The following is a 12,322-nucleotide window of genomic DNA, read 5'->3' as shown; positions in this document are numbered from 1 at the left end:
CTCGCGTACCGACAAGTGCGCCAACGCCGCCAGCAACGACACCGAGGAGGTGGCACCGGCCTTGACTGCCTGACTCACCGACGAGGAATCACGCAACGGTCCGTACACCACGTCCAGGGACTTGACCCGATGTGGACGTGACAGCCGCAGATGACGTGTTCGGCCAGCGACCCGAAATTGTCGGCGAGCCGGCGGTACCGCGGTCTGTCGGTGATCGTCCGGGGTGTCGGCCCGGCCACAGGAACAGCCGCGGCCAAGAGGCCGGCTCCGGTCTGTGCGGCCGCGGCCGCGGCCGACGACCGGGCTCGGTGCAGCTCATGGCACAGGTCCGGAATCGTGGCGCACACCGGTGTCGCTGTTTCGATCTGGCACCGGGCGAGCTCGAGCTGCAGGTCGATGTCGAGTGCGAGCCCGGCCGTGGCGACCTCCGCGTTACACATTCGCGGCGATCCGGACTCGGGGTCGACGAGAAGGAATTCCTCTTCTACTCCGATCGTGGGCGAACTCATCGACGAGCAGCCGGAACCGGCAGGATCAGCAGAAGGAATGGACACCATGGCCTTGCTCCTACCCGACCTGCCGGCCGACACATCCCCACCAGAAACCATTCTCCACATAAGTGGCGAGCGTGGAACGCATCCACGTGGCAGCGGAGCAACAAGCGCTGCGACTACGGTTTCAGGCGCCGGCACCTACGGTTTCAGGCGCCTACGGGTGCACCTCTCGAGGAGCGGGCATCGGCGAGATCGACTCGGCCTCGGGAACGGTGCTGGTCAAGGTGAAACACACGCGGGCCCCTTCGGTGTAGTCGGTGTCGACCCAGATGTTGCCGCCGTGGTAGTCGACGATCTTCCTGCACAGCGCAAGGCCGATGCCGGTGCCGGAATACTCGTCCCGGCCGTGCAGGCGCTGGAAGATGACGAACACCTTCTCGGCGAACTCGGGGGCGATTCCGATGCCGTTGTCGCTCACGCAGAACTGCCATGAACGGGCAGCCGGATCCTCGCCGCCGTCGACCCGTTCGCACGTGATCTGCACGACGGGTGCCCGCTCCGGGTCGTGAAACTTGATCGCATTGGCCAGCAGGTTCTGCCACAGCATGGTCAGCAGAGTCGGGTCACCGGTGAGCTCGGGCAGATTCTCCGGCCGCTCGATGCGAACCTGCGACTCGTCGATCGCCACAGAGAGGTTGTTCAGCGCCTTGTCCAGGGTATGACCCAGGTCGACGCGCACCTGGGCGTCGTTGACCCGGCCCACACGGGAGAATGCCAGCAGGTCGTTGATGAGCCCCTGCATGCGTTTGGCACCGTCCACGGCGTACGCGATGTACTGGACGCCGCGCTCGTCGAGCTGGTCGCCGTAGCGCTTTTCGAGCAGCTGGCAGAACGAGGCCACCTTGCGCAACGGCTCCTGCAGGTCGTGGGAGGCCACGTAGGCGAACTGCTCGAGCTCGGAGTTCGAGCGGCGCAGCTCGTCGGCCTGCGCGTCGAGATCGACGGCTTGCTGCGCGAGCCGGTCCTGCTGCCGACGCGATTCCGTCAGCGCGCGGGCGATGTGCTCGCGCATCGCTTCGACATCGGCTGCCAGTGCCCGGATGTCCTTCGGCCCCTGCGGGTAGATGTGCTGGTCGAAATTGCCGCCGGCGACCACCCGCCGCGTCGCTGCCCGCAAGCGAAGGAGCGGTGTCGCAACCAGGTTGTGCACGAGCACCACCATGAGCACGCCGGTGAGCAGGAAACCCACCACCATTGCGACGAGCACCGAGTTGCGCAGCGTACGGGCATGGACGAGTTCGTCGTAGCCGTCGGTTCGGGCCTGGACGAGGATGGCGTTCTGCTCCTCGAGCTGGGCGCGCAGCTCGCCGAACGCGGCTCCGTCACGTTCGACGCCGGGGAGATCGATTCGTAGTGGCTCGTCGGGGGCAGCCGCCGCGACGAGTGGCTCGGCATAGTCGGCGCGCCAGTTCTGTGCTGTCACGGTGATCGCGTCGAGTTGCGCAATCGACTCCTGGCGTCCCCCGATCAGGCGCCGCAGCTGCTGGGTCGCGTCCTGCTCGATCTGCCTGCCGCTCAGGTACGGCTCGAGGAGAGCCGGGTCGGCGGTCAGAGCGTAACTGCGGACCCCGATCTCCTGGTCCAGCAGCGCGGATTGCAACCGGTAGGCCTCTATGTGCGCCGGCTGGATCGTCTCCACCAGTTCGTTGGTGATCCGAACGGTGCGCTCGATGAAGTACGCGCCGATCACCGTCCCGATGACGACGAACAGCGCGAGGGCTGCGAACGCGACCTGGAACCAGCCCTGCACGGTCATCCGCGACCGGACCCGCTCGCTCCTGGGTTCGGGCAACGACGGGTTTCTCATGCTCGCTTCCGTCCTGTTCTGGGTCGTTTCGCACGGACACGGTAGATGTCCGCGTGCACACAACGGCAGCGCGAACGGGACCGTCTGCCGAGTACACCGACGACGATCACCAGGCTGCTTGCTGAACCCGGGAAGCGACTGTAACCGAGTTTGCGACTCCACCCCCAGCGCGGGACCGTGAACCGGCAGCCTCACGATGCCAAATCTCTGGTAGATGCGGTAGATTCACTTCTTCTCGCGTCGTAGAATATGTCCCTGAATCGACTGCGCAGACGGAGGTTTCGATGTCCGACGGAGGGGCCGGCGACAGGACGCGGTCGCGTCGCGCCGTGTACGGCATCTCGGTGGCGTCCGAGCTGTCCGGCTTCGGGATCCAGGCGCTGCGGCTGTACGAGCAGTACGGCCTGGTCGCGCCGGCCCGCACCAGTGGCGGCACCCGCCGCTACAGCGACTACGACCTGGCGCGGCTGCGGCGCATCGCCGATCTCATCGAGGCGGGGGTCAATCTCGTCGGCATCGGCCACGTCCTCGATCTCGAGCGCCGCAACAACGAGCTCGAACGCCACAATCTCCGCCTGAAAACGGCCAATGCCCGACTGCGAGCGGAAAGGATCAGCGCCGTGGAAAATCCGCTTCACACCGCCCCCGAGGCCGACAGGTTCGAGCAGAGCGTTCCCGCCGACCCGGCTCTCGCCCAGGACCGGCAGGATCTCGACGGAGCCGGGGAAAGTTGGGACGCACCGGAAGCCGACCGGATCGAACAGGCACAACAGATCGCTCCCGTCGACCCGATCGCCGATTCTCGCGCCGCCGCGCGCAGCGAAATGCCTTGGGATGCACCCGAGGCCGACCGGCTCGAGCAGTTGGCGTCCGTCGGCTTCGACGACGACGATCGTGCCGGGCCGGCGCACGAGGGGTTCGAGGAGTATCAGGAATAGGCAACCGCACCGTCCCGGGTGAGCTTGCCGTCGGCCGTGCTTGCCGTCAGCGGTGCCGACGCACCGGGCCGACCCACAGCGGGAAGGCACGGGCCCAACGGTGGGGACGGGCGCCGAAGAAGGTGACCTGCACGCGGATCGTAGTGGGCTCGTTCGCCTTCGACGAGGCTCGCACCGACCCACGGTCCGGCACGTCGAGCTCGGCCGACCTGCGGTCGTGTGCGGCGCGGCGCTCCGGGTCGCGCAGCAGAGAGTAGGCGGCGAGGACGTGCTGGAGTTGCTCGTCCGCCGCGGGGTCCGCCGATCGGCATTCCGTACGGGTGTCCGGGTGACGTTCGTAGAGCAGCCGGTGGAAGGCACGGGTGATCTCGGCCTGGGATGCCGACGAGTTCACCCCCAGCACCAGGTACGGATCCCTCTCGGTACCCATGGCCTCGGCTCCGTCGTTACTGCTTGCTGCGTGGGCGCAGAGGTGGCTCCGGCCGCTACATCGCCGCCGGAGCCACCTGGATGGGACTGCCCCGCCTGTCGTGCGCGTGGCGCGCCGGTCAGGCGTTGACGGCCTTCCTCTCCGAATCTGCGCTGCTGATCTCGATCTTGCGAGGCTTGGCCCGCTCCGCGACCGGAATCGTCACGCGCAGCACCCCGGCCTCGTAGTTCGCCTCGATCTTGTCCGTATCGAGATTCTCACCCAGGAACAACTGCCGGCTGAAAACCCCGCGCGGACGCTCCGCCGCGACCATCTCCTGGTTCTCGTCCAGCGCCGGCCGTTCGGCGTGCACAGTCAGCGTGTTCCGCTCGACGTCGAGGTCCAGCGAGTCTGCGTTCACCCCGGGCAGATCGAACTCGACGACGAACCGGTCCCCCTCACGCCAGGCATCCATCGGCATCACCGCGGGGCGGGCTGCGGTGCCGAAGATCTGCTGCGTCAGGCGGTCGAGATCTCGGAACGGATCGGTGCGCATCAACATCGTGTCCACCTCCAGAAACCTAGTTTTCGACCAGCTAATCTCTGGCAGTTGCTACAGATTTGATATAGCACCTGTCGTAGACAAAGACAAGAGTCCGTGCGAGAAAATTCCGCCCGGAGGGACCCGGAAAATTCAGTGGGGGCGACGGCGCTGCTGACGGAGCTTGGTGACCAACTCCTGGGCCTTGCGCTGATTCTCCGGCTTGGCCGCTTCGCGTTTGATGACCTGGACGGCCTTGATCGCGACACCGCTCTTGATGACCTTGTTGAGCATTCCCACCGGGCACCTCCTGATTGTCTGCTGTGAGAGATCGCTACTTTGAACGGTACGAGGCGATCGGCGCGGAGGCGACCCGCCACCGGCAACAGCACGAGAAGAGGACGCAGCCATGACCACTCCCCTCTCCACACCTTCTCAGCGCGTGACGATTACCGTCCGCGACGGCGTCGCCGACGTCCGGATGAACCGGCCCGGCAAACGCAACGCCCTGGACCCGGCAATGTTCGAGGCGCTGGTGTCGGCCGGAGAGGAACTCAGGACCGAGCCGGGTCTGCGCGTTGTGGTGTTGTCCGGGGAAGGACCGGACTTCTGCGCGGGCCTGGACTTCACCGCCTTCGAAGCAATGCGCAACGGTGAGCGGCTCTCGTCCTCGGCGCGACTCCGGCCGACGGACGGACCCGCCCAGGCAACGGGACAACGCGCTGCATACGTCTGGGCCGAACTCCCCGTGCCGGTGATCGCCGCCGTACACGGCAATGCACTCGGAGGGGGGCTGCAGATCGCCCTCGGTGCCGACATCCGGATCATCGCACCCGATGCCCGGCTCTCCGTCCGCGAACTTGCGTGGGGTCTCGTTCCCGACATGACCGGCAGCCAGGTTCTACCCGAACTCGTCGGGCGCGACGTCGCCAAGGAACTCACCTTCACCGCCCGGATCTTCGACGGCGAAGAAGCCGGACGCATCGGGCTCGCAACTCGGCTCGACCCGGATCCACGTTCGGCCGCGCTCGGCATGGCCCGGGAAATCGCCGCACACAATCCGCACGCGGTACGGGCAGCGAAGCGGCTCCTGGATCTCGCCGGGCGAACCGATCCGGCAGCCGGGTTCGCACAGGAGCAGGTAGAGATAGGACGGTTGATCGGAAGCGCCAACCAGGCCGAGGCCGTTGCTGCACGGTTCGAGAAACGAGAGCCCCGCTTCTCCGATGTGTGACGGCACTGGTGTGTGACGGCGCTGGTGTGTGACGGCACTACGGACCGGCGACGGCGCTACAACTGTCGGGCGACCTAGGTTCGATCGCGCCCGGGCCCCTTGCGCAACTCGGTGGCGAGCACCGCGGCCTGTGTGCGGCGCTGCATGCCGAGCTTGGCGAGCAACCGCGACACGTAGTTCTTGACGGTCTTCTCGGCGAGAAAGAGCCGCTCGGCGATCTCCCGGTTGGTCAGTCCCTCCCCGATGAGTTCGAAGACGGCCTTTTCCTGATCCGAGAGCTCGGCCAGCGGGTCGGCATTGCGGGAGGCGCGGATACGGTCCATGAGGGCCGCGGTTGCGCGGCTGTCGAGCAGCGAGCCGCCCTCACCGACGGTACGAATCGCGGACACCAGGTCGGTACCGAGGATCTGTTTGAGCACGAAACCGGACGCTCCGGCCATGATCGCGTCGAACAACGCTTCGTCGTCCGAATACGACGTGAGCATCAGGGCACGCAGTTCGGGCATCCGCGCACGCAGCTCGCGGCACAGTTCGACTCCGTTCCCGTCGGGAAGGCGCACGTCGAGCACTGCCACCTCGGCACCGCTCGACGGCACCCGGGCCAGGGCCTCACCCACCGAGGCGGCCTCGCCGACCACGGTGAAATCGGGAACGCTGTTGAGCAGGTCGACCAGGCCGCGCCTCACGATTTCGTGATCGTCGACAAGAAATACGCGGGGCATTCCACGCACCTTTCCTTGAACATGGATCGGGAACCGGTCGAGGCCATCGTCCCAGTCCGTTCGAACGCTACCGCGCCGGGGCCGTTCGACGACAGGTTCGGGACCTTCGCCCCATGCGCCGCCGCCCGGCATACGGAAGGCTCGAGATACCGATACGTATGCACACGCGGTGTCCGACTAGACGAGGAGGCCACCATGGCTCTCAATTCCGAAACCTGGTCCACCAGCGATACGGAAATCATCGCGCGGGCGGTGATCGAAGCGCCCTCCGTGCACGACACTCAGCCGTGGGATCTGCGGCTTCCCGGCCACGCCGCCGAGCTCGCGGAACGGCTCGAGTTCACCGAGCCCGGGCCCGACCCGTTGCGTCCGGACCGGCTCATCTCGTGCGGCACCGCGGTTGCGAACCTCGAACTCGCGATGCGGGTACTGGGTTGGCGCACCCACACCTCCCTGCTACCGGATCCCGAGCGGCCCGAGCTCGTCGCACGTATCGATACCCTCGAACCGTCGACCCCCACCGGCACGGACCTGCGGCTCTACGCGGCGATCTCCCACCGACACAGCCACCGCGAGTCGTTCGCGCAGATCATGGTACCTGCGGCTACCGTCGCCGACGTCGTGTCGGCGGGTGCGGAGGTACCCGGCGTCGGTATCCGGCTCCTCGCGTCGGACGAAGCGCCGGCGCTGGCGGAAATGCTCACCTACTCCGCCGAAGCGAAGCGCCGCAACACGCATTACCAGCGCGAGATGTTCTCGTGGACGTCGCATTGGCAGCCGGAGGGCAACTCCGAGGTCGTCACGACGTGGAATGCCACCCTCGACGACGGCGGTGCGGCCGGCAAGGCCATAGTCACCACCGGTGTGCCGGACACCACGGCACTGGCCGCGGCGATAGACCGGGAAACCGTGCTGCTGTTCTCGATCGAATCGACGAAGCCGATCGATCTGATCCGCGTCGGCATCGCCACCGAACGTGCGTGGCTCGCAGCGGTCGACGCCAAGCTGTCGGCCTCCGTACTCACCCACCCGCTACGGATCGAGGATGCGGCGGCGCGGTTGGCCGACCGCCTCGACCTCGCGGCATCCCCGCAGCTGATCATGCGCATCGGATTCTGAACGGCCGAGAAGGAAAAACCCTCTATGACAAGTGAACTCGCATACCGCCCGGAACAGCAGGCCGAAGATCCGGCCCCCGGCCTCTTCGGCGTCGTCCTCGACATGGCGCAAGCCGCCAAAGCCGGCAACGTATCCGGTTGGCTCACCGCCAAGTACACGGCCGGACACGCCGAAGACCTCGCGTATCTGACTTCGAAAATGCTCGGGGTACTGATCGAGAACAATGCGATCCGGCGCGGCATCCATCCGGCGGACGCATGGAAGGGCCTGCGCGAGCGGGGCATCGACGAATTCGGCTGAAAACCGTCGAAACCGTTCACCTCGGGTGGTGAGCTTGCGAGTGCTGGGGGGTTGCCGGCCGTACGCCGGTCCGGCAACCCTGCCCGAGCACTGCGCTGTCGCTATTCCGCTGTTTCGGACCGCACCACGAGCACCGGGCAGTCTGCGGTCTGGATCAAGGCATTGCTCGTCGAACCGAGCAGCAGGCCCTTGAATCCGCCCCGCCCGCGCGTGCCCACCACGATCAACTGCGCGCGCTCGGCGTACTCGCTGAGCACCCGCACCGGCCGATCCCGGGCGACGACGCGCTCGACGACGACATCCGGATACCGTTCCTGGAACCCGGCGAGCCGTTCGGCGAGGACGATCTCCTCGCCGGTCTGGATACGGCTCCAGTGCGGATCCTCGGGGACGGCGCCCAGCGACGGCTGGACACTCACGTCGCTCCACACATTGACCGCGACCAGGGTCGCGTTGCGGGCGGCGGCCTCCTCGAACGCGACCTCGACGGCTCCGCGACAGGACTCCGAACCGTCGACACCGACCACCACCGGGCCTTCCGCCGGTGGAGCTCCGTCGAGGGTGCGGCCACGCACCACCGTCACCGGGCAGACCGCGTGCGATGCGACGGCCGTCGAGACCGAACCCGCGAGCAGGCCCTTGACCTCACCGAGCCCGCGCGATCCGACCACGAGCCGGTCGGCTTGCAGTGACAGCTCGACGAGGACCGGCGCCACCTTGCCTTCGAGCCTCTCGGTGACGATCTCGACACCGTCGTGCGCGGACGGGCCGTGCTCGTCGACGATCTGCCGAGCGAGAACCGCGGCGTTGTCGAGCCGGTCGCGGGCCGTGGCCTTCATCTCCTCCTGGAAGCTCTGCGCCAGGTAAGGCTCCGAATAGTAGAACGCCGGGATGTGCACGACGGAGACGATGTGCAGCGGAAGACGACGGGCCACGGCGGACCGGGCAGCCCAGATCACCGCGGTGGTGGCGGCTTCGGATCCGTCGACGGCCACGACGATCGGCTTGGGTTCGCTCATCGGTGGTGGGAACCTTTCTCGGGATGGTTCAGCTGCAGATCTCCCGCAGCTGCTCGATCAGGCGCACGCGGCCGGCGGTGTCGGCGGCGAGCGGCGAGACATTGAGGGTGGTGACGCCCGCTTCGGCGAAGGCCGCGACCCTTTCGCGCACGTAGCCTTCCGGGCCGATCAGCGAGATGGCGCGCACCAGTTCCTCCGGCACGGCGGCGGCAGCTTCCTGCTTCTTCCCGGACAGGTACAGGTCCTGGATGGCTTCCGCTTCCTTCGCGAACCCGTACCGCACGGCGAGATCGTTGTAGAAGTTCTTACCCCTGGCGCCCATTCCGCCGATGTACAGCGCGAGCATCGGCCGCACCCAGTCGATCATGTGGTCGACGTCGTCCCCGATGGCGAGGGCCGGCTGCACGTAGGTCTGCAGTTCACCGAGCGCCGGGTCGCGCTTGGCCTTGCCCTTGGCCAGGGACTCGCCCCACACCTCGTCGGCCTTCTCCGGGTAGAAGAAGATCGGTTCCCAGCCCTCGGCGATTTCGGCGGTCATCTCCACATTCTTGGGACCGAGCGCGGCGACGACGATCGGAATGCGTTCTCTCAGGGGAGTGTTGATGATCTTCAGAGGCTTGCCCAGGCCGGTTCCCTGGTCCGCGGGCAGCGGAATCTGGTAGTACTTGCCGTCGTGCTGGACCTTCTCGCGGCTCCACACCTTCCGGCAGATCTCGATGATCTCACGGGTGCGGCCGAGCGGCGCGGTGTACGGAACGCCGTGGAACCCCTCGACGACCTGGGGTCCGGACGCGCCGATGCCCATGACGAAGCGACCGTCGGACACGAAGTCGAGACCCGCCGCGGTCATCGCGGTGAGCGTCGGTGTGCGTGTGTACAGCTGGAAGATGCCCGAGGCGAGCTCGATCCGGCTGGTCTTGGCAGCGAGGTAACCGAGCTGACTCACCGCATCGAACGAATACGCCTCGGGGACGAAGACGATGTCGAGACCCGCACGCTCGAGGTCGGCGACCTCGGCAGCCGTCTCGGCGAACCCGCCGCTGTAGTTCAACGCCATTCCGATGCGCATGCACAACCCTTCCTGCCGCACGCCCGCACGGACGCGCCTGTAGATCGTGATGCGAACACTACCGCCGTCAGATTCGGGGCGGACGCACGACCATGACGGGGCAGTGCGCTTCACGCAGGAGCGCGTTGCTGGTGGAACCGAGGAGCAGGCCGGTGAACCCGCCGCGGCCCCGGCTGCCCACGACGAGAAGTTGCGCCTTCTCGCTCCAGGTGCGCAGGTGGGATCGGGGTCCGTCGACGTAGACCTTGCGGTGGATCGTGACATCGGGATAGCGCTCGCGGTATCCGGCGAGCTGTTCGGAAAGAAGTGCGTCCTCACTCTCCGCGAAGGCCGACGGATCGAAGCCGAGTGGCAGCGCTTCGAACGTTCCGGCCTTCACGTCGCTCCAGACGTGTACTACGACCAGGTCGGCGCCGCGCCACGACGCCTCCTCGAATGCGCAGTCGATGGCGCCCACACTCGACGGACTGCCGTCGACGCCGACTACGACGGGTCGCACGTCGGGTCCGTCGGCAGGTTGTTCCCCGCGCACCACCACAACAGGGCAGCGGGCATGGGCGGCGACCGTGACCGGCGTGGAAGCGAGCACCGCCTCACCGAGGCGACCGGTTCCGGAGGCGCCGAGCACCAGCAAACGCGCCTCCCGAGACAGTTCCACGAGCCACTTGGTGCTGCCCGTCATCGCGACCTCGGTGGTGATCTCGAGGTCCGGGGCGACGGCGCGGGCGATCACCTCGGCGCCGGACAGCACGACGCGGGCGCCCTCCTCCGCCCACTCGAAGATCTCGGCGGGGCGGAAGAACGGCATCGACGTCCATTCGGAGGGCGCGAAGTCCGTGGCGTGGACGATGTGGAGCGCCAGCCGACGGCCCGCGGCGGTGGCCGCTGCCCACCGCACTGCATGTTCGGACGGGGGTGAGCCGTCGACTCCGACCGTGACGCGATTGTGATCGTGGGGTACACCGCTGTGAGTGGTCACGGGTCCGAGGCTAGTCGCAGAGGTCATCATGTGGAATGGACTTTGGTCCCAGCGATCCGAGAGATAAGTCAGGACAAGGAAATCCACAAGCGATCTACGTCACATTAAATTGTCATCTGGAATACGAATTATCTACTGTGAGCACATGCAACTCACCCAGTTCACCGACCTCGGACTGCGAGTTGTCACCCACCTGGCCGCCGCCCCAACGGATAGCGTGCCGAGCACCAAAAGCGTTGCCGAACAACTGAATCTGTCTTATGCGCACACCACGAAAGTGGTTGCGCGGCTGAGCGAACTCGGTGTCGTCACAACCCGTCGCGGACGCGGCGGCGGGCTGACCATCACCGAACTCGGCCGTTCCGCCACGATCGGGTGGCTGGCGCGGCAGCTCGAAGGAGAAGGCGAAGTCGTCGAATGCGAGGGCACGAAGCCGTGCCCTCTGCGACAGGCTTGCAGTCTCCGCTCGGCGTTACGCAATGCGCAGGAAGCCTTCTACCGTTCGCTCGACACCGCGACCGTCGCCGACCTGATACAACCTCGAACGTCCCGGAACGAACCCGTTCTGCTGACCCTCACCCCATCCGCAGTCTGACAGGAATGGAGCTCATCATGCCGCTCTCACTCGAATCCCAGGAAGTCATCCGCGCCACCCTTCCAGCAGTGGGAGCAGCAATCGGAGATATCACTCCGCTCTTCTACCGCAAGATGTTCGCCGCCCATCCCGAACTCGAGCGCGACCTGTTCAACCGCGGTAACCAGAAGCAGGGTGAGCAGCAGAAGGCCCTCGCCGGTTCCATCGCTGCGTTCGCTACCCTCCAGCTCGACCCCGACCCGGCCCGCGTCGAAGCGATCCTCTCGCGTATCGCACACAAGCACGCCTCGCTCGGCATCAAGCCGGACGAGTACTGGATCGTGCACGAGCACCTGTTCGCCGCGATCGTCGAGGTACTCGGGGAAGCCGTAACTCCCGAGGTCGCGAAGGCCTGGGACGAGGTGTACTGGCTGATGGCCAATACCCTGATCGCCCTCGAAGCCGACCTGTACAAGTCCGCCGGTGTCGCCGTGGGCGACGTGTGGCGCACCGTCCGGGTCCGCGAACGGGTGTACCAGTCGGTCGACACGGTGTCGTTCGTTCTCACCTCGCTCGACGGCGCTCCGCTGCCCACATTCCGCCCGGGACAATACCTTTCGGTCGGAGTCAAGCTCCCCGACGGCGCACGTCAGATTCGTCAGTACAGCTTGTCGAGCGCGCCGTCGCAGGGGGACTGGCGCATCACGCTCAAGCGGGTATCCGAATCCCTCGGCCAGGACGGCGCCGTCATCCCTGCCGGCGAGGTCTCCAACTTCCTGTTCGAGAACCTCTTCGAAGGCGACGAACTCCAGGTCACCACGCCGTTCGGCGACCTCGTCCTCTCCGAGGAAGACGGCCCGCTGTTCCTCGCTTCGGCCGGAATCGGCTGCACCCCGATGATCGGAATGCTCTCGCACCTCGCCGAAATCGGTGACCAGCGCAAGATCTCGGTGCTGCACGCCGACCGCTCTGCCGCCAGCCACGCCCACCGGCACGAGCTCGAAACCCTCGTCGGGAGCATGCCGTCCGCCGACGTGTACCGCTGGTACGAAGAAAT

15 protein-coding genes are annotated in these 12,322 nt (G+C 66.4%); 6 read left to right on the top strand and 9 right to left on the bottom strand.

The window, feature by feature from the left end; genetic code table 11:
- Nucleotides 1–74: 74 nt before the first annotated feature.
- Nucleotides 75–509 (bottom strand): glutamate-cysteine ligase family protein, encoded by a 435-nt coding sequence (locus Q8814_RS19940; RefSeq protein WP_330153731.1) that lies wholly within the window; start codon nt 507–509, stop codon nt 75–77.
- A gap of 199 nt (nt 510–708) precedes the next feature.
- Nucleotides 709–2,361, bottom strand: coding sequence for a sensor histidine kinase (locus tag Q8814_RS19935; protein WP_330153730.1), 1,653 nt, complete (start codon nt 2,359–2,361; stop codon nt 709–711).
- A gap of 284 nt (nt 2,362–2,645) precedes the next feature.
- Between Q8814_RS19935 and Q8814_RS26550 the strand changes: the two genes are divergently transcribed.
- Nucleotides 2,646–3,299 (top strand): MerR family transcriptional regulator, encoded by a 654-nt coding sequence (locus Q8814_RS26550; protein WP_408015944.1) that lies wholly within the window; start codon nt 2,646–2,648, stop codon nt 3,297–3,299.
- A gap of 46 nt (nt 3,300–3,345) precedes the next feature.
- Here Q8814_RS26550 and Q8814_RS19925 read toward each other — a convergent pair whose 3' ends face one another.
- From Q8814_RS19925 to Q8814_RS19915, 3 genes are all read right to left on the bottom strand, one after another.
- Nucleotides 3,346–3,729 carry a J domain-containing protein gene (locus Q8814_RS19925; protein ID WP_330153729.1) on the bottom strand — a complete coding sequence of 128 codons (384 nt, stop codon included), beginning with the start codon at nt 3,727–3,729 and terminating at the stop codon, nt 3,346–3,348.
- 118 nt (nt 3,730–3,847) lie between these two features.
- Complete coding sequence (locus tag Q8814_RS19920) at nt 3,848–4,270, bottom strand: Hsp20/alpha crystallin family protein (protein WP_330153728.1); 423 nt, start codon at nt 4,268–4,270, stop codon at nt 3,848–3,850.
- A 132-nt stretch (nt 4,271–4,402) separates the two neighbouring features.
- A complete protein-coding gene (locus Q8814_RS19915; RefSeq protein ID WP_330153732.1) occupies nt 4,403–4,549 on the bottom strand; it encodes a hypothetical protein in 147 nt (48 codons plus the stop codon).
- Nucleotides 4,550–4,658: 109 nt separating this feature from the next.
- Here Q8814_RS19915 and Q8814_RS19910 point away from each other — a divergent pair, with 109 nt between their 5' ends.
- A complete protein-coding gene (locus Q8814_RS19910; protein WP_330153727.1) occupies nt 4,659–5,483 on the top strand; it encodes a crotonase/enoyl-CoA hydratase family protein in 825 nt (274 codons plus the stop codon).
- Nucleotides 5,484–5,557: 74 nt separating this feature from the next.
- On the opposite strand, the gene Q8814_RS19905 is transcribed toward Q8814_RS19910, so the two are convergent.
- The gene (locus tag Q8814_RS19905; protein WP_330153726.1) at nt 5,558–6,205 is read right to left on the bottom strand and encodes a response regulator transcription factor; all 648 of its coding nucleotides are present in this window, start codon (nt 6,203–6,205) and stop codon (nt 5,558–5,560) included.
- Nucleotides 6,206–6,400: 195 nt separating this feature from the next.
- Here Q8814_RS19905 and Q8814_RS19900 point away from each other — a divergent pair, with 195 nt between their 5' ends.
- On the top strand, nt 6,401–7,324 hold the full coding sequence (locus Q8814_RS19900; protein ID WP_330153725.1) for a hypothetical protein: 924 nt from the start codon (nt 6,401–6,403) through the stop codon (nt 7,322–7,324).
- A gap of 24 nt (nt 7,325–7,348) precedes the next feature.
- The gene (locus Q8814_RS19895; protein ID WP_330153724.1) at nt 7,349–7,624 is read left to right on the top strand and encodes a hypothetical protein; all 276 of its coding nucleotides are present in this window, start codon (nt 7,349–7,351) and stop codon (nt 7,622–7,624) included.
- Between the two features lie 101 nt (nt 7,625–7,725).
- Here the strand turns inward: Q8814_RS19895 and Q8814_RS19890 are convergent, their stop codons facing one another.
- The 3 genes from Q8814_RS19890 to Q8814_RS19880 form a co-directional block, all read right to left on the bottom strand.
- Nucleotides 7,726–8,643, bottom strand: a complete 918-nt coding sequence (locus Q8814_RS19890) for a universal stress protein (RefSeq protein WP_330153723.1) — start codon at nt 8,641–8,643, stop codon at nt 7,726–7,728.
- Between the two features lie 28 nt (nt 8,644–8,671).
- A complete protein-coding gene (locus Q8814_RS19885; protein WP_330153722.1) occupies nt 8,672–9,712 on the bottom strand; it encodes an LLM class F420-dependent oxidoreductase in 1,041 nt (346 codons plus the stop codon).
- A gap of 67 nt (nt 9,713–9,779) precedes the next feature.
- Nucleotides 9,780–10,718: a universal stress protein gene (locus Q8814_RS19880; protein ID WP_408015943.1), complete on the bottom strand. Its 939-nt coding sequence runs from the start codon at nt 10,716–10,718 to the stop codon at nt 9,780–9,782.
- A 118-nt stretch (nt 10,719–10,836) separates the two neighbouring features.
- On the opposite strand from Q8814_RS19880, the gene Q8814_RS19875 reads away from it, so the two are divergent.
- Complete coding sequence (locus Q8814_RS19875) at nt 10,837–11,286, top strand: RrF2 family transcriptional regulator (protein ID WP_330153720.1); 450 nt, start codon at nt 10,837–10,839, stop codon at nt 11,284–11,286.
- 17 nt (nt 11,287–11,303) lie between these two features.
- The coding region (locus Q8814_RS19870; protein ID WP_330153719.1) for a globin domain-containing protein at nt 11,304–12,322 on the top strand (1,019 nt) is incomplete at its 3' end.

This window comes from Rhodococcus chondri (genome assembly GCF_036327435.1).
GTDB lineage: Bacteria > Actinomycetota > Actinomycetes > Mycobacteriales > Mycobacteriaceae > Rhodococcus > Rhodococcus chondri.
Note: the sequence above shows the minus strand (reverse complement) of the source record. Positions and strands in the feature narration are given on the sequence as shown.

Coding starts and splice junctions, on each gene's coding strand:
- Q8814_RS19900 (WP_330153725.1), top strand. CDS start 6,401: ATGGCTCTCAATTCCGAAACCTGGTCCACCAGCGATACGGAAATCATC.
- Q8814_RS19875 (WP_330153720.1), top strand. CDS start 10,837: ATGCAACTCACCCAGTTCACCGACCTCGGACTGCGAGTTGTCACCCAC.
- Q8814_RS19940 (WP_330153731.1), bottom strand. CDS start 509: ATGAGTTCGCCCACGATCGGAGTAGAAGAGGAATTCCTTCTCGTCGAC.
- Q8814_RS19885 (WP_330153722.1), bottom strand. CDS start 9,712: ATGCGCATCGGAATGGCGTTGAACTACAGCGGCGGGTTCGCCGAGACG.
- Q8814_RS19920 (WP_330153728.1), bottom strand. CDS start 4,270: ATGTTGATGCGCACCGATCCGTTCCGAGATCTCGACCGCCTGACGCAG.
- Q8814_RS19895 (WP_330153724.1), top strand. CDS start 7,349: ATGACAAGTGAACTCGCATACCGCCCGGAACAGCAGGCCGAAGATCCG.
- Q8814_RS19890 (WP_330153723.1), bottom strand. CDS start 8,643: ATGAGCGAACCCAAGCCGATCGTCGTGGCCGTCGACGGATCCGAAGCC.
- Q8814_RS19935 (WP_330153730.1), bottom strand. CDS start 2,361: ATGAGAAACCCGTCGTTGCCCGAACCCAGGAGCGAGCGGGTCCGGTCG.
- Q8814_RS19905 (WP_330153726.1), bottom strand. CDS start 6,205: ATGCCCCGCGTATTTCTTGTCGACGATCACGAAATCGTGAGGCGCGGC.
- Q8814_RS19910 (WP_330153727.1), top strand. CDS start 4,659: ATGACCACTCCCCTCTCCACACCTTCTCAGCGCGTGACGATTACCGTC.
- Q8814_RS19925 (WP_330153729.1), bottom strand. CDS start 3,729: ATGGGTACCGAGAGGGATCCGTACCTGGTGCTGGGGGTGAACTCGTCG.
- Q8814_RS26550 (WP_408015944.1), top strand. CDS start 2,646: ATGTCCGACGGAGGGGCCGGCGACAGGACGCGGTCGCGTCGCGCCGTG.
- Q8814_RS19880 (WP_408015943.1), bottom strand. CDS start 10,718: ATGACCTCTGCGACTAGCCTCGGACCCGTGACCACTCACAGCGGTGTA.